Source organism: Bacterioplanoides sp. (assembly GCF_965226395.1).
GTDB lineage: Bacteria > Pseudomonadota > Gammaproteobacteria > Pseudomonadales > Oceanobacteraceae > Bacterioplanoides.
The window spans coordinates 1,759,079-1,782,899 of record NZ_OZ245358.1 but is presented as its reverse complement, the minus strand read 5'-3'; the positions used below and the strand labels follow the sequence as shown (position 1 = coordinate 1,782,899).

Sequence of the window (23,821 nt, the reverse complement as noted above, 5' to 3'; positions counted from 1 at the left end):
TCAGGGCTTTTCCTTAACGGGGTTTTCGAATGTGACCAACTGACCGGCAGTGCGTTGGGTCTCAAAATTCAGTGTTGTTACAAATGGCATACGACGGCATCTGTCTGGTGTGTGTCGTTTTAACAATAGCAGGTCTTCGTTCCAGAGCAGAGAAAAGTCCTCTGCCTTCGTGCAACCATGACTGGTGACATCAACAAACAGAATATTGCCCTGCCAGCGATAACCCCAAATGGTTTCGGCAGGTTCCTGGCTTTTGCCCGATGTACTGCAGGCCGATAACAATACAAGCATCAATACAATTAAGCTGGATTTCATTTTTATCCCCTTCCAGCCAGGAATTCCTGGCTGGTGTTAATTCTAATGGTGTTCAACCTTTAACGACGGCGGCTAATAACAGGCAATAACAGCAGTCCCAGTAACAACCAGGGAGTCAGGCCACCCGCAAAAGCGTTATCGTCATCATCACTCTCGTCGTCGCCATCATTTTCATTAGCATCGTTTGTGTTCTCGTCTTCCGAATCTGACTCATCGCGATCATCACATTCCTGTAAATGTTCGCTACGGATATTCAGTTCATTGAAGAAGTCACAGCTGACATCATCGGCATCATCAAAGACACGGCTATTGATCGCCAATAATTCAACCTTGATATCAGAATGTTGAGCGTGATTGGTTTTGAGCGTCAGCAGGCCTTCACCAAAGGGTTCATCATCCTGAACCTGATAATTCACCGTCAGCTCACAACTGGCATCCGCCGCCAAAGCCTGATTTTGACAGGCGTCGGTTGTTAATGAAAATCCCTCTCCTGTGATGGTAACGCTATTAACCATCAGGCTTTGCGCTGCATCCGCCGGGTTTTTCAGCGTGATGGTTTCTGCGCCACTCTGCGCATTGTCTTCCACGAAGATATCCAGATAGCCCGGCAAACCGAGTGTTTGCTGCGCTTCATCAATATCATCCATACCACCATCAACCGGGCCGGTGTGGGCCGGGATTTCACCGTTCTTCACTTGTGCAATCCAGTTCTGGTAGGACGCGACACGGGCATACACTCCCGGAAAGCTTGGTTTGGCGCAGGCTTCACCAAAGCTGGTAAGCCCTAACTGCACCGCACTGCCACCCTGAACAATAAATAACGGGCCACCACTGTCGCCCTGACACGAGTCTTTACCACCGGCTTCAAAGCCAGCGCACACCATATTGCCGGTAACCTGAACATCAACGGTGGCATAGTTTGTTTTACATTGAGCCTGGTCGTACAGCGGCACGTTAACCTGCTGCAGCACCGTCGCCAGACTATTATCATCACCGTCTTTGGTCAGTCCCCAACCAATGGTGGTTAACTCAGCGCCTGCCGTCAGGTTGGCCATCACATTGGTATCGGCCAGGGCAACCGGTGTTTTATCGGACTCGCCAGCGAGTTTCAGTAACGCAATATCATTGTCGTTATGATCACCAAACTGTTGGTGAATATAGATATCACTCACCATCAATGTTTGTTCTGTACTCTCCGTTTTTTGTTGATCGTATTCAGAAATAGTGACCTGAATGCCGGCTGCTGTCTCTTCCTGTACACAGTGGGCGGCTGTTAACACCCACTGTTTGTCAATCAAACTGGCGCCACAGAAATGAGACGCCGAATCCTTTGTCTTGATCGACACCATCCACGGATATTCCGCCACTGCCGCAGCGGTACCGCCAATAATGCGGGCTTGTCGTGTTTCGGTTGCGGCAACCTGGGCCATCGTCTGGGCTGACAGTGCCAGAGTTAGAGCGCTGAGCGTGAGTGTTTTATTCATCATCGTCACCTTCGGATTCATTGTATTTTTCCAGCCCACGAAACCAATTTAATTCGTGGGAATTTTTCCCTCTTTCGATATTTAATTTATGAGGGAAATTTTCCCTTGTCAAAAATAATGTGTAATTTTATGTGACAAAAAATGATCAACTCCAAAAGAAGTGGGAAAAAATCCCTCGAATAGGTATGCTTGCCTGATGAATAACCGAAACGACTCTCAGCCCTCAGACCTTGCGGGCAAACAGCAAAGCACAGCGCCTCAGGCACTTAATCAAGCGGTTCAGCGTTTTTTACAACCGCTGGCTAAGTTGTTGCTGTCGTTTCAGATCACTTACCCGGTGATTCAGGAGTGGCTGAAAAAAGCCATGGTGGAGGTGGCTGAGCGTGACTTCCCGTTATCGGATAAACCCCAGACAGATACCCGTATCAGCCTGTTAACCGGTATCCACCGCAAAGACATCAAACGCTTACGCGCCCCTGCAGGCGACACACAAACGCCGCCAGAGTCGGTCAGCCTCGGGGTACAGATTGCCGCTTATTGGATGGCGCACTACTGTGATGAATCGCACCAACCGATTCCCTTGCCTTTTAAGCATCAGGGTGACGCTCCCAGTTTTGAGAGCCTGGTCGAACAGGTCGCCAAAAAAGATATTCGTGCACGGGTGGTCTTGGATGAATGGCTCCGTCTCGGCGTTGTTGTGACGTTCGAGCAAAACGATGAGCTCTTTGTGCGCTTGTCAGACAACGCGTTTGTGCCGCAACAGGGAATAGAAGAGAAGGCCTTTTTTCTGGGCATGAACCTGTCTGACCATATCGCCACCATCAATCATAATCTGTTGGATCAGCCAGCTAAGTTTGAACGCTGCCTGTACTACGATGGCTTATCGGAAGCGTCGGTTAAAGAGCTGAAGTCATTAGCGGCGGAAGAAGGCATGGCGATGCTCACCCGCTTAAATCAGCGCGCTTTAGAGCTGAAGCAGCAGGATGCCGCAGAGAATCATCAGCAGCGCATTAATGTGGGCATGTATGTGTTCGATGAGGAACAGGGCAATGGGTCGAACCACTAAGCTCATCAGTGGGCTGTTATGCTGCCTGCTGATTGCCTGCAGCACCTCATCACCACCCCATTGGCGTTCACTGGAATCCCCCCGCTCCACTCATATTGAATACCGTGGCGTCGCCGTCACACCAACGCCAGAGAATGGCCTCGGCGGTACTGGTAAGCCACTGTTCTCACACTCTGAAAATGGCATCGGAGGCTCCGGTCAACAGGCGCGTAACGGTTTGGGCGGTACTGGCAGCCCGGTAGAGCAGCAGCGCAGCCAGCCGCTTGAAAATGGCCTGGGCGGCAGCGGTCAAAAACCAAAACACACCACCATTGTTGGCAGCGTCAGCGCCTTTGGCAGCATTTGGGTGAATGATCGCCATATCCTGCTGCCTGAAGAGACGCACTATTTCCGTGACGGAGCACCCAGCCAGCGTGAGGACATTCGCCTGGGACAGATCGTTGCGATATTGGCCGACGAATACGGTGATGACTATCAGGCATTGGAAGTACACTCAGTTAATAACGTCACAGGGCCGTTGAAATCGATTCATCCTTTAGGCGGTAATAAAACTGAGCTGCAGATTCTGAGTCAGCGTATTATTGTCGATCAACAAACACGTGTGCTGGATCAGCAAACACTGTTAGCACCAGAACAGCTGCAAGCTGGCCAGTGGCTGGTAGTCAGTGGTCTACGCGCACCCGACCAGAGCATTCGCGCCAGTCTGATCCGTACCACAGAGCAACATACGGCGTTGCTGGCCGGGCCGGTATCGGCGCTGGAAGGCAGCTATGTGCTAGGGGACCAGGCGCTTACATTCCCTGATTCCACACCAGACCTGAACCAGCCGATCAGTATGCAGGGAGAGCTGCTCAACGATCAGTTTATCGTTAGCGACTGGCAACCAATGCCGCTCTCGCGGTTACTGGAACTGGCTGATGAGTTTTGGCTGGAAGGCTTTCCGGTCGACAGCAGTGAGCTGTACCTGGAAGGTTTTGAAGTTCAGTTACCGGATGTTCTGGAAGGGCTGGAGCAGGATGAAACCATTCATATTGGCTTCGGCGATGATCACGATGAATTCTGGTTCGATGATGCTGAACATGACTTCGATGAGGAGTTCGATGAAGAAGAATTCGAGTCCGAATATGAGGACGAATTTGAAGCAGACTGGGAAGAAGAACACGAAGACTTCGTCGACGATGAATTTCTCTAGCAGAATGCTGAAGCCGCGCTACATCACGACTTCAGCAAGCTCTCCAACACTTCCGGCTCAACCGGCTTACTGAAGTAATAGCCCTGATACTCGTCACAGCACAGCTGTTGCAGCACATCCAGATGCTCAGCCGTTTCAACCCCTTCGGCAACCGTTGCTAGTTTGAGGTTTTTAGCGATAGCAATAATGGTTTCGACAATCGCTTTATCTTCCTGATCGACAATCATATCGCGGACAAAACTCTGATCAATCTTGATGGTATCGACCGGTAATCGCTTCAGATATTCCAGTGATGAATAGCCGGTACCAAAATCATCAATCGAAAAACTGATGCCCGATTGTTTCAGACTACGCATTTTTTCGATGGTCGAGATGGCATTATCAATCAGCAAGCTTTCGGTAATTTCAATATCCAGGCGATTGGCTGGCAATCCTGACACTGTTAGTGCCTGTTCAATTACCTGTTGGAAATCATCATCAATAAATTGTACTGAGCTGACGTTAACCGATATTTTCTGAAAGCTGTTGTCAGCGCCGAGTTCACACCAGTGTTTTGCCTGACAACAGGCCTGCTGCATAATCCAGGCGCCCAGCGCAATAATAGAGCCGGACTCTTCTGCAATCGGGATAAATTCAATGGGGGAAATCACCCCATGAACTGGATGATGCCAACGAATCAGAGCTTCTGCACCACAAACCTGCCCGCTCTGGATATGAATCTTAGGCTGATACAGCAAGCGGAACTGGCCTTGTTCAATCGCTTCCGGAATGGAGTCCTGCAACTCAAACCGCCGTTGCATGGCCACTTCCTGCTCAATATCAAAAAAGCTCAGCGTTCGTTTGCCGGAGCGTTTTGATACGTATAACGCCGAGTCGGTTCGCCGCAGCACTTCGGTCACAGAGGCCGCATCCGCAGGAATCATAACCGCACCAATACTGGCAGCGGCGTGCAACATCCGGCCATGGATATTAAATTTGGTCAGAAATGATTCGTTAATATTGTCGGCAATCTGAGTGATCTTTTCTTTCAGGGCTGTCTCGCTGATATCTGCCGGTGGCATCAGCACAATAAATTCATCCCCCCCCAAACGAGCAACAAAGTTTTCATTACCAATAGCAGCCTGTAAATTATTGGCGACCTGTTTCAGAACTTCATCACCGACCCAATGACCCAGCGAATCATTGATCATTTTAAAGTTATCCAGATCCAGTAATAACGCGGCGCTGGGTTGCTGTAGGGTAATCGACGTATCGATCGCCTTACTGAGTTTTTTCTCCAGTGACACCCGGTTTGGCAAACCGGTTAACGAATCAAAATATGCCAGCTTCTGAATTTTTTCGATATGTTCCCGCCGCTCAGAAATATCCATCAGGCAAATCAGCACACTGCTGACCTGATTGTGAGAATACTGCGGAAAAGCATTGAGCATAAACCAGCGCGTTTTAGTGGACTGGTTGCCATAAAAGCCAGTAACCAGATTATTAATCGGCTGTTTAGTGCTGAAGATTTGCTCAATCGGGCTGTACGATAGCGGCTGCATATCTTCATTAAATAACTGCCCGTCCAGCGTATAAAATTCAACGCCATTACGGATCCGGGCTTTAAAATCAATCAGGTCGTGGGCATTTCTGTTGGCATAATAAATAAGACCATCACGGTTCATCAGAATCGTTGCAATCGGAAGGTTTTTTAATAGTCCACGATAATGGTGTTCACTATCCGACAGCTTCTGATAATTCTGAGAATTATCAATCGCCGATGCCATTTGCGCCGACAGCAAGGTTAAACGCTGGAATTGTTCATCCGAGAATGAATTTTTGGCCAGGTTATTTTCCAGATATAAAATGGCTTTGGTTTTATTCTGGTGGCGCAGAGGCAAACAAATAATCGACCGGGCCTGATTTTTCTTGACATAACTATCATTGCTGTAAGGCAGCGTTTCGTTTGCCTCACTCAGATGCAGCGTTTCGTTTGTGCGGGCGACATACTGCAGAACGGAAGTCGGCAGTTTACCCTGCGGGGTAATCGCATCTTCCTGACTGTAAAAATGGTACTGTCCTGACCCAGCGTATTCGCTGGCAACCAGCCAGCGGTTATTCACCTCGATTAATAATAACGCACGCTGGCCACCGGCACCTTCCACCACCACTTTCATTAACCGGCGAATCAACTGGTCAACATCAAACTCAGAGGTCAACGCCAGCGACGCTTCCATAATACTTTTCAGATCAATCTGCTGAGCGATATCGTGTTTATCAAGCGAACTGCTTCGCAGACTGGCGGTATTTTCCTGCACAATATGGAAAGAAATATCCGGGTAAGCCAGTTTCAGTTGTTCAATTTTGGCCAGTGCCCCCCAGCTTTTATACAACCGATGGGCATTCTGCAGATGAATAATGCCGAACTCATCCATTCCCTGAGCAAAGCACAACTGCACCGCAATCTCATTGGCCAGTGCTTTGTACTGAATAAACTGATTCAGTTTTGCGTTTTTAATAGCACTATTTAAATATTGCAGCGCCTCAGAAAATTGCTGATTAGTATAAGCCTGATAGCCCTGTAATATGCTGAGCAGGTGGCCGAAGTTTTGAGGACAACTGTTCGCCAACGATTGTATGCGCGCCATCGAGGCATCAATTTTTTCCTGCCACAGTGCTTTATCAGTGGACTCGGGTTGGCGACTGAGTGCCCGCATCAGAGTTAAAGCCGAGTAGAAATGTTTCTCTGCTCCCAACGGGAAGTGATTAATCGGACTGGAGTCGATCAGGCTCAGAGCCAGTGCACTATCAAATTGTTCTAACAGGAAGCTGGACTGTATTTTCCAGCCATCCAGCAGGCAAAGGAACAATGGCACTTCAGCATATTTATGGCGATATTCCTGTTCGTTGAAGAGGTCATTATTGAGATTGTCCGGTGCATGGCTTTGCCCGGTCATTTGCAGAGCATAAGCGCGAAAACTTTCCCGCACTTCAACCATCAACTGGGCATCACATTGCTCCAGCTTGGTTTTAACTTCATCGTCCAGTATCAGCCAGCTATCCAGCGGCATGCCTGTCGATAAGGCATTACGCAATTCATTAATAATGCTGTAGCTGCCATATAATTTATCGCCCGATGCCATGCCGAGTGAATAAGCGCGCTGTAAAGTCGGTAACGTATCGCGCAGGGGCTCTTTAAAAAAGTTAATAAAGTTACCGACCATATTATAAATTTTACAGGCAATAGCCGGGTTATTAATTTTTTGTTCGTTGAGTTTTACTGCCAGCAGGCCAAACTCGTAGGCTTCATCGTAATCATCCGATATGGCACTGATGCTGCTGCCGTGCCAGGCATAACCAATCGGTGAGGTGGCACAGTTACCGTGTTGAATCGACAGGTTAACCAGTTCAATGGTGATCACCTTCAGATAATTCGGAAAACTCATCAGTGCCGCTGCATATAACGCCCCCAGAAGATCCATCAGCTGATTGGTTTCCGGATTATAATTCAGCGGTAAATCAAACAGCTCAGCAACGGTGTGCCCTTGATCTGTCCATTGCTGGCGGAACTGTTGTTCTTTGCTGCGGAATCCGTCGTCGACCTGATCATTATTCCGCGGGTCTGGCAGTTCAATATGATAGCGACTTAATACCTCAATACCGCGATCAATCGCTTCATCGTACTGCCCCAGAGAAATCAGCTGCACCACCCGGATACTGGCAACCTGAAAATACTGAAAATTATTTTCTGCCAGTGATTCAGCGAGATTCAGATGTTGCTCTGCTTCCTGGTATTGCCCACACAGATAAAAACATTCGGCCACTTCTTTATAAATAGAAAAGTGCAGTGGCTCAAAGCGGGCATCGGTCCACAGATTCACCAGTTCTAAGGCGGTCTGAGCGTAACTCAGGGATGTTTGATAAGCCGCCGAACGGCGTGCTGCAGTCGCGGCCTCAATATTCAGATCGATCAGACGAATCTGATCTTCGGCCGAATCAATCTGTGAGTGGCATTTATTCAGGTGGAAACAGATGCTAAACAGCTGTTGCCGTAATTGCTCCGGCTGCTGCTGGCAGTGTGACCATAAATGGAAACCAATTTTATAATGCAGGGCCTTGGTTTGTTCGACATCGCCCATTTCATAAGCGGCTTGCTGAATACCATCATGGGCAAATGCAAAGCTGTCGTCAGAGGCAATAATCAGCCCGTTATGCACGGTCGGAATTAATTGCTGCTTTAATTCGGACTCGGTCTGCCCGGTAATAATCGCCAGTGTGGTTAACGAAAATTCATGGCCAATCGCCGCTGCGGTTTGCAGAATATCGCGCTGCTCCGCTGCCAGCGTATTAATTTTCTCAACCATCAGCGAAACAACATTATCGGTAACAGCCAGCTGTTCCAGGCTGCGGGTCTGGTAATGCCAGATACGATCGTTGCCTTGTTCAATCTCGCCCCGCTCAATCAGGCTATCCAGCAACTGAATGGTAAAGAACGGGTTACCTGCGGTCTTTTGATGAAGGTATTGAGCAAGCACCTGAGGCTGTTGAATATGATGCTGGAAGCCATCAACAATTAATTGCTGAACATCAGCCTCTGACAGGTTTTTCAACAACAGCTGCTGCCGTTGCCAGCCACCCGATGCTTGTGGCTCAATCAGTTTGGTGACCGGGTGATGAGGCGTTATTTCATTATCCCGATAGGCACCAATAAACAGCACATGTGGAATATCCGGCGACGAAAATAATGCACTGAGTAACAGCTCGGATGCCAGATCCATCCATTGCAAATCATCGACAAACAGCACCAATGGCTTTTCTGCCGCCATCAGCTTGATTAAGGTTAAAAAGGAGAACACCAGACGGTTTAAGCCTTCGTCTCCGGCGAGATAAACCGGCTCTGGTGTTGCGCCAATAATATGTTCCAGACTGGGTAATAATTGCGCCAGTACATTGAGGTTATCACCCAGCTCCTGCTGTAACCGTAGTTTCCATTGCTCGACATAGGTGTCCGGTTCACTGAGCAGTGTGGTGAAAAAATCATTAAACGCCTGAGTTAACGCAAACAGCGGCTGATCTTGTTGTAGCTGATCAAATTTGCCTTCAATAAAACGGCCATTTATTTTCTGAATATCAGCATACAACTCCCGCACAATGGCGGTTTTACCAATACCGGAAAATCCAGCAATAAAGGCACACTCTGAACGATGCTGTCTGATATCCGCCAGCGCTTGCCGAAGTTGTTTTAACTCTGCGTCGCGGCCATACACCTTGCTGGTGTTTTTAAACTGCGAGCGGATATCCAGCTCACCAATAATAAAGTTATCGCTCTCCAGGCAAAGAGATAAGTCGTGCAACAAGCCCTGATGAGTCTGATAACGCTCTTCCGCATCTTTGGCAATCAGGCGCATAATGATGGCTGATAATGACGCCGGAATCTGTGGATTAATATCGCTGGGCGCAGGCGGTTGGATCGCCAGAATGGCGTAAATAACATCGTCGAGAATATCAGTCGTGGCAAACGGCTGTTGCTGGCACACCAGCTCATAAGCTGTCATCCCCAGCGCGTAATAATCACTGCGGTAATCCACCAGCCGGTTCACCCGGCCTGTTTGCTCCGGTGGCATATAGTGTAATGAGCCGCCGGTGGACTCAAACTGATAAAAACTGTTGTGGCTGTGATTGAACTGAACGGCCAGGCCAAAGTCGATAATCTGGATGCTGTTGGAGCTTTTATTCCAGATAATATTGTCGGGTTTGAGGTCTTTATGAATCACATGGTGACGATGAATTGCATGCAGTACTTGCACACATTGCTGCAGAAGATCCACCACCTGCGGCAAACTCAGGCTCTGCTCACGGGCTGCCTGTGCCAGAGAAATGCCCTGAAAGTCTTTCAGCACCAGCGCAAAATGGCTGTCGCTCTCTACCCATTCCTGCACTTCAGGCAGGCCTTCGGTACCTGTCAGTTGCTGCAATAATTCATACTCATTGTGCAGCTGAGTCAGGGTACTTTCGTCGCAACTTTCTTTCTCGATGAGTTTCAGTATGACGGTGCAATCGGATACAGGGTCTTGCGCCCGATAAACAGAACGTGAACCGGCCTGATACAGGCAATCCAGTAATTCAAAGTGTGTAATCTCAGCCATCATATCCTGCAAACATCATATGAATGCCGTCCAGTTGCTCTCACTGGAGCTGCTCTCTCCGGAGTTGTTTTCTCCGGTTGCTGCTATCCGGTCACCCGCAAAAATGTCTCTTGTAATACCTTTACATCATTGGCCGCCCGGTGGCGGCCAACATTTAATTCGTCCCAGAGGTGCTGCTTGGTGTCATGCCAGGCTTCCATCTGCTCCTGAGTCAGCAGCTTATTCACCGTTTCAATGCGGAAACGCTGAATTAACTCAGCTTCATCAAATAAACGACCAATCCACGACGAATCAAAACTCCAGGCGTCCGAATACAGGGTTTTGCCAGCCAGTAACTCATTCATTTTGATCGCAATTTCACGCGGGTTTAAACCGTATTCCTGTAATTGCTCACGAGAAATGCCATGGATTTTCTCGGCATCATCGCTCCAGTGCGTCCAGCCTTGAGCCGGGCGAATCAGAAAACTGTGTACCTGCCGGTCTTCCAGCGCAAACCCGACTTCAATCGGGTAACTGCCACGGCCAAAACCGGATGCTTCCAGATCAATAATCGCTGGCGGCTGTGCCGCGCCTTCCTGTGTGTTATCCACCTTGAGTACCAAGTGCCTCGTTCGTCATGTATTTATTGTTGTAGATTGAAGTTTAACTGCATGTTGAAGTTTAGCCGTTGTTTGCTTGTGAAACGATAAACACACATCATTTTTGTTACATCTGGCTAAATTTTTGATCTCAGTCGTTACTTTTGATTTCCACAGCCGGCCGGATTGTTATCAGCCTGCGGTTTAGCCGTTTGGTTCTTTTACAGCTTCGATAAAGGAGCCACTCTCAGAACTTCGGTAATCGTGGTTAATCCGGCAGCCACCTTATGCGCGCCACTTAAGCGCAAGCTGTGCATGCCTTCTTTCATCGCCGCCTGACGCAGGCGACTATGATCGGTACTGTCGTCAATCAGGTTCTCCAGCGTCGGAGTCATGGGCATCACTTCATAAATACCCATCCGCCCTAAGAAGCCGGTGCCACGGCATTCCAAACAGCCATTAGCCCGGTAGATTTTCTCCGGCGTCTTCACCAGCCAGGGAGAAGTCAGCTGCTTCCAATCTTGTTCATCCACCGAGTGTGGCTCTTTGCAATGAGGGCATAAGGTACGCACCAGACGCTGGGCCATCACCCCCAATACCGACGATTTAATCAGGTATGCGGGTAACCCCAGCTCCTGTAAGCGGGTAAAGGCCGATGGTGCATCATTGGTGTGCAACGTCGATAACACCAGGTGACCAGTCAACGCTGCCTGCACTGCAATTTCAGCGGTTTCCAGATCCCGCACCTCACCCACCATGATGATATCCGGGTCTTGTCGTAACAGTGCTTTCACACCATCCGCAAAGGCCAGGTCAATGGCCGGGTTTACCTGCATCTGGTTAAACGAGCCCTCCACCATCTCGATTGGGTCTTCGATGGTGGAAACGTTCACTTCCGGCGTCGCCAGCGTTTTTAAGGTGGTGTACAAAGTGGTGGTTTTGCCTGACCCGGTTGGCCCGGTGACAAAGACAATGCCGTGATTGTTGGTGGTCATCTGATCCCAGCGGCGTTTGTCTTCTTTACTGAAACCAAGGTCAGAAAAGCTGCGCACTAATACCGATGGGTCAAACACCCGCATCACCATCTTTTCACCAAAGGCGGTTGGTAAGGTGGATAAACGTAATTCCACTTCTTCACCGGCGGGGGTTTTGGTTTTTAAACGGCTGTCTTGCGGGCGGCGTTTTTCGGCGATATTCATCCGCCCTAACGATTTAATCCGCGCCACCACAGCCTGAGAAACCTGCGCCGGAAACTCGTACACATTGTGCAGCACACCATCAATACGAAAACGCACATGGCCCACTTCACGGCGGGGCTCAATATGAATATCACTGGCGCGCTGATCAAACGCGTATTGCAGCAACCAATCGACAATATTGATGATGTGTTCGTCGTTGGCTTCCGGCGCCTGAGCCTTGCCCAGCTCCAGCATCGACTCCAGATTCTGTACCGAGCTGATGCCGCCATGGGCCTGCCCGGCGCGGTTCACTGAGTTAGCCAACTGATAAAACTCCACACGGAAGCGTTCAATATCAGCCGGCGACGTCAGCACCCGCTTCACCATGCGCCGGGTGGTGTGTTCCAGATCCTGAATCCAGCTGGTCATAAACGGCTCAGCCGTCGCGACCGTGACTTCATCTTTGCTGACTTTTACTGCCAGAATTTTATGCCGCTCAGAAAAGGCGTACGACATCTGCGCCGTGACGGAACCAACATCAATCTCCAGCGGGTCAATATTGTAGCTTTCCATATTGTTGCTGGCGGCCAGCCACTGGATAAGACCATCTTCGGTTAACGCTTTGCCGGTTTTGGCGTTACTGTAATTCTGACGCGCAATCAGGGTCAGGGGATGAAGGTTTTCCTCCCCCTGATTACGGCGGATACTGAGGCCAGACTGATACTCGTCATCCGCTAATACGCCATCCCGACGCAGCTCTTCCAGTAACGTCGTTAATGCTAAGTGGCGCTCTGCCTGAGACTGCATCATCGGCTATTCCTCTGTTATCCCGTCGCGTTAACGCACAGCGCTGCTGAATTCCAGCCAGCGGCCCCACAGTTCATAAGGCAGTGCTTCATGCAGTTGTGACTGCTGCTCTTGCGTTAGTGTGTCCGTTTCGTTCTGCACCAGAGCCTGACCGTTGACAATATCAGCCAACAAACGGCGCTCACGCTGATGCGCAGCTCCTCCAGTCTCGCCGGTTAACGCATGGCGTAGCAGATGGAGGTGTTGCAGACGCGCTACCTGAGATTGCAGATCGGCCCATTGGTTCAGATGCCAGCTCTCGTGAGGCGCAGCGAGTGTTTGCTGCGCTTCTTTCCAGCTGCGGTGGAAGTAGTGACTCAGTGTTTCGCCACTAACGCCCGCCTCAACAGCAGCACCGGCTTCGCCCGCCATTTGCTGCAAGCGTGGTAATTGGTCGTAACTCCAGTGAGCTATCGCCAACAGCGCCTGAGCTAATTCAGCACTGTCACGCAGTTGCTGAGCGCACTCCAGCCAGCGCGAGCGCAGGCCTGCATCATTAAAGAAGCGTTGGGCAGTGGTTAACGCCGACAAGGTTTCTAAACCTGGCTGTAGCTGATCCAGCGCCTGACGCAGTTCTTTGGTGTCTTTACGCTTGATGATTTTGCCACACCATTGCGGCAGGTGGCGCAGTGCTAACCAATGCTGCCAGCATTCCAGCGATGCCTGAGAGTCGCCCTCCCACAAGGCTTTTTCCAGCGTACGCTTAAACAACAGCAAATGATGTTGCAGCCATAGCGGAACGGCCTGAGCTAACGGCATGGTTTCATTGAAAGAAGCGCTGTTATCGGCCCAGCGAACACCAATCCCGGAAAGACCATAACCCCGTTCGGCTTTGCTGATATCACTGATCCATAACGGCGTGTGTGGCAGTAGTTGTTGTGCCATCGCCCATAAGCCCGCGGCATCACCGTCCAGCAGTTCTAACTCCAGTTCACACAATGGTTGAGTTTTATCACCGCTGCGAATCTCGCCCAGATCAATCACCACCTCTGCCGTGGTGGTTTTGCCGTTGACCTCCAGCGTCCAGCGCCAGGCCCGACGCTGAAAGTGAGTCGCAAACACGGGTTGCAGTTGCTCAATATTGAGGTTTTGTGGCCAATGCTGTTGTACTTCTTCATCAGCCAGTACGTCGGCATTCAGAGCATTGCTTTCCAGCGGCCAGTTCCACTCGCGGCGCTGATGCATCCCGCCGTTAGAAGAACCCGCGGTTTTCAGCGTTTGCTCAAAATGATCCCCTTTCTGGCGAATACGCAGCGCGGCTTTGGCACTGGCTAATGCCGCATCATCACTGTCGTAATAGTGATTTTGCAGCAAGGTTTCACCGTCAGGTTCAGCATGCTGGTTAAGGAAATTCACCAGAGCATGGCTCGGGTCATTAAGATTCTGCGGGCTGAGCCGCAGTTTTAGTTCGATTTCTGTAGTCATGGCGGTATTGTTATAGGCGATAGCAAGATTCGCAAGAAAACAATTTGGAAATTTCACCACTGCAAAACCGTTCCAGTGAATCGATGAATATTATTTTTCAGCCGCCGCTCCGAAGGGCCATCCCTGGCCCTGCCGAGCTACCGCGACATCCTGTCGCTGCTTTGAAAAACAATACACATCACTTCTCTGGTTCATAGAAAGAAAGGAGCATCGCGTGGCAGCACAATTCCGCCTTCCCGGAACGGTTGAAAAATTCAGCATCCTGATCGGCCATAACAGCATCAGCTCGGTCTTACCGGAGTACGATCAGAGCAATACGGCGGTGATTAACAGCTTAGCCACCTGGCTGGAAGATCTGGATTTTCGGGTACAAATCCTGCCGGTAGAAAACCAACCAGGCAAAGCCAATCTGGTGGCGACTCTGGGCGAAGACAACGGCCAGGGCGGTGGCCTGGTATTAAGCGGCCATACTGATACCGTGCCTTGCAACCCGGATAAGTGGCAGTCTGATCCTTTCACGCTGACCGAACGTGATAACCGCTTTTATGGGTTAGGCACCTGCGACATGAAAGGCTTTTTTGCGCTGGTGCTGGATGCCGTCGAACAATTCCGTGATGCCGAGTTTAAACAGCCGCTGATTGTACTGGCGACCGCCGATGAAGAAAGTTCGATGTCAGGCGCAAGAGCCTTAGCACAACAGAACGCCCTGAAGATGGGAAAAGCAGCGGGAACCAAAAAGCGCTACGCCGTGGTAGGCGAACCCACCAGTTTGCGCCCGATTCGTATGCACAAAGGCATTATGATGGAGAATGTACGGGTAACTGGCCGCGCCGGCCATTCCTCCAATCCGGCTTTGGGCATCAGCGCCATGGATGCCATGCATTCGGTAATGGGCGAACTGATGACCATCCGCAAAGACCTGGCCGCTAATTTTCAGAATGCTCACTTTGCCGTACAAAGCCCAACCATGAATTTGGGTTGTATTCATGGCGGCGACAACCCCAACCGCATTTGTGGCAACTGCGAACTGGCGTTTGATTTACGTGCCTTGCCCGGCATGAGCAACGACGACTTACGCGAGGAAATTCGCACTCGTTTATCTCCGGTCGCTCAGGCGCATGAAGTGGAGCTGGAAGTCGACCCACTATTCCCAGGTGTCAGTCCGTTTGAAACGGCAGAATCCAGTGCCATTGTACAAGCCTGCGAACGCTTAACGTCTGCCAAAAGTGAAGCCGTCGCCTTTGCCACCGAAGCACCGTTTTTACAGGAGCTCGGAATTGAAACTCTGGTACTGGGACCGGGCAATATTGATCAGGCTCATCAGGTGGACGAATACCTGGCGCACGATCAGATTGAGCCTTGCGTGAATTTAATTGCCCAGTTAATTAACGAGTTTTGTTTAAGCTAACAATGATAAACTGCCTATAACCGATATTATTGAAATCATTATCATGAACGACGAACACAACGGACCATCGACAACGCCATTAAATAACAGCGACTACGTTAAGTGGTTTCGCCATTCGTCGCCCTATATTAATGCGCACCGTGGTAAAACCTTCGTCATCATGTTTGAAGGCGATGCCATCGCCCACGAAAACTTCACCAATGTGATTCAGGATATCGCCTTGCTTAACAGCCTGGGTGTGCAACTGGTGTTGGTACATGGTGCACGGCCACAAATTGATTCGGTATTAAAAACTCTGTCGATTAAAAGCGATTTCCATCAGGGGTTTCGCATTACCGACGACGCGGCATTAAATGCGGTTAAAGCAGCCGTTGGCATGGTGAAAGCAGACATTGAATCGTTATTATCGGTGGGCGTTCCGGGTTCACCGATGCATGGTTCACGCATCCGGGTGGTGAGTGGTAATTTTGTCACCGCTAAACCCAAAGGTGTGATCGACGGCGTCGATTTTCAACACACCGGTGAAGTGCGTCGGGTTGAACATCAGGCCATCCGCGAATTATTACAGCAGCATAATATTGTGCTGTTATCCTGCGCCGGTTATTCCCCCAGTGGTGAAATGTTTAACCTCGCGGTTGAAGATGTGGCGCAACAAGCGGCCATCAGTTTGCGCGCCGATAAATTATTAATTCTGGGTAACGACAGTGGCCTGATCAACGAACAAGGCCAGATTATTCAGCAATTAACCAGTACACAATTGCAACAATATTTACCCGAGTTATCCGGTGAAGCACACAGCCATGCCGCTGCGGCACTTAACGCGGTGAAGCAAGGTGTGCCACGGGCGCAGCTATTAAGTTACGCCGAAGATGGCGCTCTGCTGCAGGAATTATTTACCCGTGAAGGCAATGGTACCCTGATCAGTCAGGAAGCCTACGATCAACTGCGGGCGGCGAATATCGACGACGTAGCGGGCATTCTGGGATTATTAAAACCGCTGGAAGATCAGGGCGTATTAGTCCGTCGCTCACGGGAATTATTAGAAACCGAAATTCATCGTTTTTATGTTATCGAGCGCGATGGTTTAATCACCGCTTGTGCTGCACTTTACCCCTATTCTGATAAACAAGCTGAACTGGCGTGTGTTGCGGTACACAGTGATTATCGTGGCAGTAATCGGGGCCAGCGTTTATTGGAACAAATCGAACAACAGGCACGTCAGCGTCATTATCAGCAATTGTTTGTGCTCACCACCCGCACCGCACATTGGTTTGTTGAGCAGGGGTTTGTTGCAGGCAAAGTCAGCGCACTGCCGCAAGAAAAACAACAGGCGTATAACCTGCAACGTAACTCTAAAGTTTTCTTTAAATCCTTGTGAGCAAGCAAAATTTATTAAGCGCCAATCCGTTATTGGGCCAGGAAATTCATCGTCGTTTTGATGAATTTGGCCCAATTCAGGTATTTGACGACGGTAATAAACGCTATCTCAGTTTTGGCACCACAGATGAACAAAGCTGCCAACTGAAAAGCCAGCCTTTTCAGTTACAGCACGATTATCTGCGTTGTATGCTGGCGGTATTAAGCCAATACCCACAGCCGTTAACCATCACCTCTGCAACGGTACTGGGATTAGGTGGTGGCTCACTCAGCGCTGCGCTTTGGCAACAACTGCCACGGGCTCATATTCATGCTGTTGAATTACGTGCCGCCGTCGCTCAGATTGCTTATCAGTTTTTTCAGCTACCGCGCGATAAACGTTTAACCGTACATACAAACGATGCGGTTGATTTTGTCTCGACTCAGGTTAAACAGCAGCAAAAGACCCAATTATTATTCTCGGATTTATACCTGGCGGATGGTTTAAACCAGGTGCAACAGCAAACGGATTTTTTAGAACAGTGCGGAGAGTATCTAACCCATGATGGTTGGCTGGTGCTGAACTTATGGAAAGAACACCGAAGTGACGCTCAGTTACTCAGCACCATCAAAACCTTATTTCCAACCGTACTACAAACCACTACTCATGATGGTAACTGGATTATCTGGGCTTCCCGACAAAAACCGGTGGATAAAAAACAAGCGCGGATAAACTGCAAAGTATTACAACCAGCGTTTGGCTTTAACCCCTGGGGGTTTTGCAAAGTTTTTTATCGGTTTTTTAAATAAACGTTTCAGTTATTAAAAAGAAAACACCGTTCAGGCAATGTACCTGAATGGTGTTGGTACCTGAACGGTGTTGTTAAAGCATCAAGAACCTTCAAATAAAGAACCAGCACGCCAGTCATTTGTACCGGTGGTGGATCGGTTAGAACCACCACTGACACTGCTTCGACTACCACTTGCAGTATTACTAGAACCACCACTTACGCTACTATTGAAACCTTCCGCAGTATTTTGAGTGCCACCACTGATACTGCTATTCGTGCCAGTAGATCTGTTTTGACTGCCACCACTGGCACTGCTTTGATTACCACTGGCAGTATTTTGGGAGCCGCCACTCACACTACTACTTATGCCAATGGAGCTGTTTTGAATGCCGCCACTCACACTGCTCAATGCACCACTACTGGTATTACCGGTGCCACCGCTGATAATACTGCCGAATCCACTGGCGGTATTTAAAGAGCCGCCAATAATACTGCTCTGAAAGCCACTGGCAAGGTTGAGTCGACCTGCACTGATATTACTGGCCGGGGCCGCAATCACATTGTTCTGTCCGGCTGCTATTCCAGAATATTGGGTATAGCTATGACCTTCACCAATCACAATATTATGCGAGCCAATTTTTTGCGCACCGGTAGCGGTACTCCAACTACCCGCTGCATTTTCACAGGTGATTTGATTCAGGTACGGGGCGCCAGCGTCAACATCAATAATGCTACAGAACCCCCGGCCATTCAGTAACTCTGCCGTCCCCACTTCGTTATAACCGACAATCAAGTTACCTGTGCCATTAATGGTCGGCGTTGAATCTTCGCCATTATTGATATGTACATTGGCACCACTAAAGAAAACAGCTGGATTGTTTTGTTCATCCATACCACCTCGCATATAAGGCAACACCATATCGACAAAATTAGTCAGCTTGGCATTTTCAGCCTGTAAGGTATTGATAGCACTTTCTAAGCTTGCAACCATGGTCTCCAGTTGCGCCACTCGTACGGCATTATCATCCACTGCCACTTCTACCGCGTTGAAATTGGCGTTCACCTCGGCAGCAACCGCTGCCGTACCGGCACTGAACTGATTAGGAATGGTCACTTCAGCGGCCTGAATGGATACCATAAAGCTGCCGATAAATGACAAAAAAATTAATTTAATAAAATATGATTTCATGATGATTCCTTCCGCTTTTATTCGATTTTTAAATAATCAAGCTACGATTAGTTGAACCTCTCCATTTACGGCAAGCCTTTACTGCCGCTCTTTACTGCCAAAGGCCCTGATCCCATTGCATGGTGTCCCATCGACTCGTATTTGTGGTGTCGTTGCCCGGGCTTCTGTCAGGTTCAACAGTAGTATTACTACTGCCGCCTCCTCCGCCACCACCCCCGCAAGCCGTTACCATCAAACAGAAAAAAAGCAGCCCGATTAATTCCTTTTTCTTAGACCTGAGCAGCGCCTGTATGACGATTGAATAACCCGTTAACATAGACCCTTCCTCCATCAATATTTCCGTCAATCAATGATGCTAAAAACTCGTCTATAGTCAGGCAATACGATGTTCCGCGTATCTGTTTTTGTTGACTAATAGTTTTATATATTGGTGAAATATCGAGAGCTGTTTTCCTTTTTAAAGGATATAAAGCCATGAAAAAAACGCTGAAAAATATTCCGGGAGAAAAACTAGAGCAAACTCTGGCTCTGATCGCTCTGACCAATCGTGCGGATACCCCTGAGAAGCTAAGAGAAATCGTAGTGTACGGCCTTGGCAGTATTATGGAGTCGGTTTCCTGTTGGTGGACAGAAATGCAGGTCAGTTTAATTGGCCGGCAAGACCCCACAACAACACTCACGCTGGGTCATAGCGACTGGGACAATGGCCAGGAGATAGAATCATTTAATAAGCATACTGCGATGCACCCTGTGATCGCCCGATGTATCCAGGGAGAGCGTAATGCACTATCAATGTCAGATTGTATGAGTGATACAGAATTTCAGAAACTGACGCTCTATAAAGAACACTATGCTCCGCTAGCGATCAAAGACCAGTTGTCGGTCGGCACGGTTCATAATGGCACTATTCTGGGAATTTCAGTCAATCGTGATACCTGGGGGTTTAGTGATGATGAGCGACTGATGCTCAGTTATATCGGCCATTGCCTGTTTCCGGTTTACTTTACCTTGCTGGCTAAGGAGACCTTACAAAACACTCGCCAGCCTGTGATCGAAGTGAATATTAATGCAATAGCCAATCATCATCTGGCACTGGGAGTGACCCAGCGAGAAGCTGAATTACTGGCACTGGTTGGTTATGGAAAGTCCAATAAACAAATTGCTGCCATAATGGGCATCAGTGAAGGGACAGTACGCAAGCACCTGGAGAATGCCTTTCGGCGCTTGAATGTCACGAACCGTGTCAGTGCCATTGTTAAAGCGATTGAAATAACGGCTCGCCTGTCGATAGATCGATAAATATCACCACACAAATATAAGTCAGTTATCTTCAAATAAATCACCGGCGCGCCAGTCATCTAGACCACTAACGGATCTGTTGAAACCACCACTTATACTGCTTTGAGTACCACTGGATGCATTGCTAGTACCTCCACTAACACTGCTTCGAACACCACTGGCAAGATTTTCAGATCCGCCACTGATACTGCTTTGATCACCACTGGCCATATTGTTTCTACCGCCAGTGACATTGCTTTGAATACCACTGGCGCGATTTCCACTACCGCCACTGACACTACTATGTTCACCATTACTGGTATTAATGTTGCCACCACTGATACTACTCAAAAAACCACTGGCAAGGTTGCGCTCGCCAGCATTGGCTGTACTGGCAGGAGCCGCAATCACATTATTCTGCCCAGTGACTATCCCGGAATATTGGGTATAACTATGACCTTCGCCAACTACGATATTATGCGAGCCAATTTTTTGCGCACCGGTAGTGATACTCCAAATACCCGAGGCATTTTCACAGTCGACTTGATTCAGGTACGGAGTGGCATCGTTAATGTTAATAATGCTGCAGAATCCCCGGCTATTCAGTAACTCTGCCGCCCCCACCTCGTTATAGCCCACAATCAAATTGCCAGTGCCATTAATCGTCCTCGTTGAACCTCCACCATTATTGATATGCACATTAGCACCGCTAAAGAAAACAGCGGGGTTATTCTGTTCATCTATACCGCCCTGCATAAAGGGCAGTACCGTATCGACAAAATTAGCCAGCTTGGCATTCTCTGCCTGAAGAGTTGCGATCGCAGTCTGTAATTCTTCTATGGCAGTTTGCTGAGCAGTATTTTCGCTTTCCAGCTGTAACACCCTGACAGCATTATCATCAACGGCAGTTTCCACTGCGCTAAAGTTAGCATTTACTTCAACGGCGACGGCCGCTGTACCAGCACTGAATTGATTTGGAATGGTTACTTCCGCAGCCTGACTGAATACGGTAAGACTGCAGATCAATAACAATGGAAATTTGACTAGTCCCTTTTTCTTAGCCTGAAAAAAAGCCCGCGTATTGACTAAAGAAGCCGTTAACATAGCTTATTCCTCCATAGATATTTTCCAGTGATTAATGATGCTAAGAACTCATCTATAGACAGGCAATACGATATTCCGCGTACCTTTATCAGGAGCAAAACATTAGGAATAAAACTAATTGTTGATTATTTTGTTTTTATTAAGTGAGCCGTTATAAAATCAATGACCCTTGATATAACCCTCAAAATCCTCCGCTGACATCGGCTTGGCATAATAATATCCCTGCCCCAAATGACAGCCACTATCACGCAGATAATGGCCGGTATTGAGGTCTTCGATACCTTCGGCGATCAGTTTCATATCCAGTGATTTTCCCAGCCCGAGAATCATTTCAACAATCGCCTGGTCATCCTGGTTATGAATCAGATCACGGACAAACGCCTGATCGATTTTTAATTTATCAATCGGCAGGTTTTTCAGATAACTTAATGAAGAAAAGCCGGTGCCAAAATCATCAATGGCAACGGTCAGGCCCAGCTGTTTTAATTGTTCCAGCCGGGCAACGGCTTTATTAATATCGGCCATCAAGGCACTTTCGGTAATTTCCAATTCCAGCCACTCAGGGTCTATCTGATATTTCTTCATGATGTCTTTGGTTACGGCCATCATATCGTCTTCATTAAGCTGAATACCCGACACATTGACCGATACCGTAAAGCGGGGAATGCCAGCGGCTTGCCATTGTTGTATCTGCGCACACACATTATCCAGCACCTGCCTGCCAATCGGGATAATCAGTCGGGACTGCTCGGCCACCGGAATAAATTCCGCCGGTGAAATAAATTTTCCATCCGGTGTGATCCAGCGCAACAAGGCTTCAGCGCCCACTAATTCACCACTGTTTAAATCAACCTGAGGCTGGTAATACGGCTGTAATTGATTCTCCGCCAGAGCTTGTTTTAAGTTTTCGATCAGACTTAAACGATGTTGGAGTTTTTGTGACAGCTCGGAAGAGTAAACCACTAAGTCCTGATGATTGGCTTTGGCTTCACCTAATGCAATATTGGCTTTTGAGATCAGCTCATCCGCACTGGTATCACTTTGTTTAACCCAGGCTGAGCCAATGATGATATGAATGGAAACCGTATGCCGGCCAACCCGGATCGGGCGTTTTAAATCATCGAAAATAATCGGGTATTGTGCATCCTGTTCGCTGAATGTTTGCGCCATTGAAGTAATGGCAAATTTCGCTCCATCCAGGCGAAACACCACACAATCCGGGCTACAGGCCGATAAACGCTGCGCCACATTTTTTAACACGTCATCCCCGACGGTTTGCCCCAGAACATTATTAATTTCACTGCAATTAACCACATTAACGATGGTCAGCCGGATACCACCATCCGGCTGATCAGTGGCGAACGTTTTTTTCAGATAGCTTTTTAAATGGGTGTAATTCGGCAACCCTGTCAGCAGGTCGTAATAAGCTAAGTGATTGACCTCTTTTTCCAGCGCCTGACGTTCCAACTCAACGTCTTTTAGATGATCCAGCGCCGAACTCAGTGCTCTGACTTCCTGATATTCAAGAGTTTGCATCGGTTTTGACAGCACCCGCTTTTCTGCCAGTTCAGTAATGGCATCCGTCACCAGTTTTAACGGCCGTTGCATTTTAAAAGCAACCCGGCGGTTCAGCAGAATAATCACCACAATTAGCGCCAGCAGCAGTGCCAGAACCAGATAAGCATTGTGAGTGGCCCGCACGAGATTGTTTTCAACATCCCATTTAATCTCGACCACACCTCTGACATCGCCCTCCTGCCAGTTGAGTTTGGGCGAATCCGGATGATGATTATGGCAGCTGACACAAGTTGGAGATGACAAGGTATCCGCCAGCGCCACACGAACAACCCGTCGGCCGTTTTCATGATCAACCCGGCTATAAGACCCTTCCGGATTGATGCTCAGTGCTGCCCAGGCTTCGGTCTGAAAGCGATCAAGCTGGCGATTTTCACGGGTTTTAAATGGATAGGGGCTGTACACACTGACGTGCACTTTATCGGCCTGAAGGCTGGCTTGTGTCATTTCCAACAGAAAAGTGGCCGGGATCGGAATGCCGTTGTCGACCATCTGATGCAGATGGGTCACTTCAATCTGATGATCATCCACCACCTTGGCAACCACGTTTCTGGAGTAGTAATCGCGGATATGCTTCAGCGTTTTAGTCAGGCTAACGGCCATTTCTGTGACATTTTCATGCTCAACCTTTTCAATCATCAGCGGCGCGGCGTACATCAGAATCGCAAACGTTATCACCGAAATACATTGCACCGGTACGGTCAGAAACCAAACCAGAGGCTTCGGCCGTCGGGCCATATCCATGATTTTTTCAGCAATCCTGTTCACACAAATTACCACCACTATCAGCGAATGATTGAGACGTTTGCCAGGCAGGTATCAGAGCAGATGTCTTTAAAGAATAGAAAAGCCCCCGGATAAATCCATTAGCCTTGTGTGCAGAGCTGCTTAATACGGCAGCGAACATCAGT

15 protein-coding genes are annotated in these 23,821 nt (G+C 48.7%); 6 read left to right on the top strand and 9 right to left on the bottom strand.

Translation table 11 applies throughout. The annotated features are described in order from the left end of the window. The gene (locus tag ACO05E_RS08100; RefSeq protein ID WP_419812472.1) at nucleotides 1–315 is read right to left on the bottom strand and encodes a hypothetical protein; all 315 of its coding nucleotides are present in this window, start codon (nucleotides 313–315) and stop codon (nucleotides 1–3) included. A gap of 59 nt (nucleotides 316–374) precedes the next feature. Next, the gene (locus ACO05E_RS08095; protein WP_419812471.1) at nucleotides 375–1,820 is read right to left on the bottom strand and encodes a serine protease; all 1,446 of its coding nucleotides are present in this window, start codon (nucleotides 1,818–1,820) and stop codon (nucleotides 375–377) included. Nucleotides 1,821–1,995: 175 nt separating this feature from the next. Here ACO05E_RS08095 and ACO05E_RS08090 point away from each other — a divergent pair, with 175 nt between their 5' ends. Next, entirely contained in the window at nucleotides 1,996–2,865 is an 870-nt protein-coding gene (locus tag ACO05E_RS08090) for a DUF6502 family protein (RefSeq protein WP_419812470.1), read from the top strand. Beyond that, the gene (locus tag ACO05E_RS08085; RefSeq protein ID WP_419812469.1) at nucleotides 2,849–4,057 is read left to right on the top strand and encodes a DUF5666 domain-containing protein; all 1,209 of its coding nucleotides are present in this window, start codon (nucleotides 2,849–2,851) and stop codon (nucleotides 4,055–4,057) included. Before ACO05E_RS08090 ends, ACO05E_RS08085 begins: the two co-directional genes overlap by 17 nt. Before the next feature lie 23 nt (nucleotides 4,058–4,080). On the opposite strand, the gene ACO05E_RS08080 is transcribed toward ACO05E_RS08085, so the two are convergent. From ACO05E_RS08080 to ACO05E_RS08065, 4 genes are all read right to left on the bottom strand, one after another. Beyond that, on the bottom strand, nucleotides 4,081–10,182 hold the full coding sequence (locus ACO05E_RS08080) for an EAL domain-containing protein (RefSeq protein WP_419812468.1): 6,102 nt from the start codon (nucleotides 10,180–10,182) through the stop codon (nucleotides 4,081–4,083). Nucleotides 10,183–10,265: 83 nt separating this feature from the next. After that, a complete protein-coding gene (locus ACO05E_RS08075; RefSeq protein ID WP_419812467.1) occupies nucleotides 10,266–10,772 on the bottom strand; it encodes a hypothetical protein in 507 nt (168 codons plus the stop codon). Nucleotides 10,773–10,981: 209 nt separating this feature from the next. Then, nucleotides 10,982–12,748: a GspE/PulE family protein gene (locus ACO05E_RS08070; RefSeq protein WP_419812466.1), complete on the bottom strand. Its 1,767-nt coding sequence runs from the start codon at nucleotides 12,746–12,748 to the stop codon at nucleotides 10,982–10,984. 27 nt (nucleotides 12,749–12,775) lie between these two features. Further along, nucleotides 12,776–14,209 (bottom strand): inorganic triphosphatase, encoded by a 1,434-nt coding sequence (locus ACO05E_RS08065; RefSeq protein WP_419812465.1) that lies wholly within the window; start codon nucleotides 14,207–14,209, stop codon nucleotides 12,776–12,778. A 214-nt stretch (nucleotides 14,210–14,423) separates the two neighbouring features. Between ACO05E_RS08065 and argE the strand changes: the two genes are divergently transcribed. The 3 genes from argE to ACO05E_RS08050 are packed head-to-tail and all read left to right on the top strand — an operon-like array spanning nucleotide 14,424 to nucleotide 17,783. After that, complete coding sequence (gene argE, locus ACO05E_RS08060) at nucleotides 14,424–15,617, top strand: acetylornithine deacetylase (protein WP_419812464.1); 1,194 nt, start codon at nucleotides 14,424–14,426, stop codon at nucleotides 15,615–15,617. A gap of 43 nt (nucleotides 15,618–15,660) precedes the next feature. Beyond that, nucleotides 15,661–16,995 carry an amino-acid N-acetyltransferase gene (gene argA / locus ACO05E_RS08055; protein WP_419812463.1) on the top strand — a complete coding sequence of 445 codons (1,335 nt, stop codon included), beginning with the start codon at nucleotides 15,661–15,663 and terminating at the stop codon, nucleotides 16,993–16,995. Further along, complete coding sequence (locus ACO05E_RS08050; RefSeq protein WP_419812462.1) at nucleotides 16,992–17,783, top strand: spermidine synthase; 792 nt, start codon at nucleotides 16,992–16,994, stop codon at nucleotides 17,781–17,783. The genes argA and ACO05E_RS08050 overlap by 4 nt, the downstream gene beginning before the upstream one ends. An 81-nt stretch (nucleotides 17,784–17,864) precedes the next feature. On the opposite strand, the gene ACO05E_RS08045 is transcribed toward ACO05E_RS08050, so the two are convergent. Then, the gene (locus ACO05E_RS08045) at nucleotides 17,865–18,953 is read right to left on the bottom strand and encodes a hypothetical protein (protein ID WP_419812461.1); all 1,089 of its coding nucleotides are present in this window, start codon (nucleotides 18,951–18,953) and stop codon (nucleotides 17,865–17,867) included. A 474-nt stretch (nucleotides 18,954–19,427) separates the two neighbouring features. Here ACO05E_RS08045 and ACO05E_RS08040 point away from each other — a divergent pair, with 474 nt between their 5' ends. Then, nucleotides 19,428–20,252 carry a response regulator transcription factor gene (locus ACO05E_RS08040; RefSeq protein WP_419812460.1) on the top strand — a complete coding sequence of 275 codons (825 nt, stop codon included), beginning with the start codon at nucleotides 19,428–19,430 and terminating at the stop codon, nucleotides 20,250–20,252. A 21-nt stretch (nucleotides 20,253–20,273) separates the two neighbouring features. Here the strand turns inward: ACO05E_RS08040 and ACO05E_RS08035 are convergent, their stop codons facing one another. Next, a complete protein-coding gene (locus tag ACO05E_RS08035; RefSeq protein WP_419812459.1) occupies nucleotides 20,274–21,335 on the bottom strand; it encodes a hypothetical protein in 1,062 nt (353 codons plus the stop codon). 159 nt (nucleotides 21,336–21,494) lie between these two features. Further along, complete coding sequence (locus ACO05E_RS08030) at nucleotides 21,495–23,678, bottom strand: EAL domain-containing protein (RefSeq protein ID WP_419812458.1); 2,184 nt, start codon at nucleotides 23,676–23,678, stop codon at nucleotides 21,495–21,497. Between the last annotated feature and the right edge of the window lie 143 nt (nucleotides 23,679–23,821).

What these genes read in the sequence shown, in the direction of transcription:
- ACO05E_RS08045 (WP_419812461.1), bottom strand. Translation starts at nt 18,953, where the DNA reads ATGAAATCATATTTTATTAAATTAATTTTTTTGTCATTTATCGGCAGC.
- ACO05E_RS08095 (WP_419812471.1), bottom strand. Translation starts at nt 1,820, where the DNA reads ATGAATCCGAAGGTGACGATGATGAATAAAACACTCACGCTCAGCGCT.
- ACO05E_RS08090 (WP_419812470.1), top strand. Translation starts at nt 1,996, where the DNA reads ATGAATAACCGAAACGACTCTCAGCCCTCAGACCTTGCGGGCAAACAG.
- ACO05E_RS08035 (WP_419812459.1), bottom strand. Translation starts at nt 21,335, where the DNA reads ATGTTAACGGCTTCTTTAGTCAATACGCGGGCTTTTTTTCAGGCTAAG.
- ACO05E_RS08100 (WP_419812472.1), bottom strand. Translation starts at nt 315, where the DNA reads ATGAAATCCAGCTTAATTGTATTGATGCTTGTATTGTTATCGGCCTGC.
- ACO05E_RS08065 (WP_419812465.1), bottom strand. Translation starts at nt 14,209, where the DNA reads ATGACTACAGAAATCGAACTAAAACTGCGGCTCAGCCCGCAGAATCTT.
- ACO05E_RS08040 (WP_419812460.1), top strand. Translation starts at nt 19,428, where the DNA reads ATGAAAAAAACGCTGAAAAATATTCCGGGAGAAAAACTAGAGCAAACT.
- ACO05E_RS08080 (WP_419812468.1), bottom strand. Translation starts at nt 10,182, where the DNA reads ATGGCTGAGATTACACACTTTGAATTACTGGATTGCCTGTATCAGGCC.
- ACO05E_RS08085 (WP_419812469.1), top strand. Translation starts at nt 2,849, where the DNA reads ATGGGTCGAACCACTAAGCTCATCAGTGGGCTGTTATGCTGCCTGCTG.
- ACO05E_RS08070 (WP_419812466.1), bottom strand. Translation starts at nt 12,748, where the DNA reads ATGATGCAGTCTCAGGCAGAGCGCCACTTAGCATTAACGACGTTACTG.
- argA (WP_419812463.1), top strand. Translation starts at nt 15,661, where the DNA reads ATGAACGACGAACACAACGGACCATCGACAACGCCATTAAATAACAGC.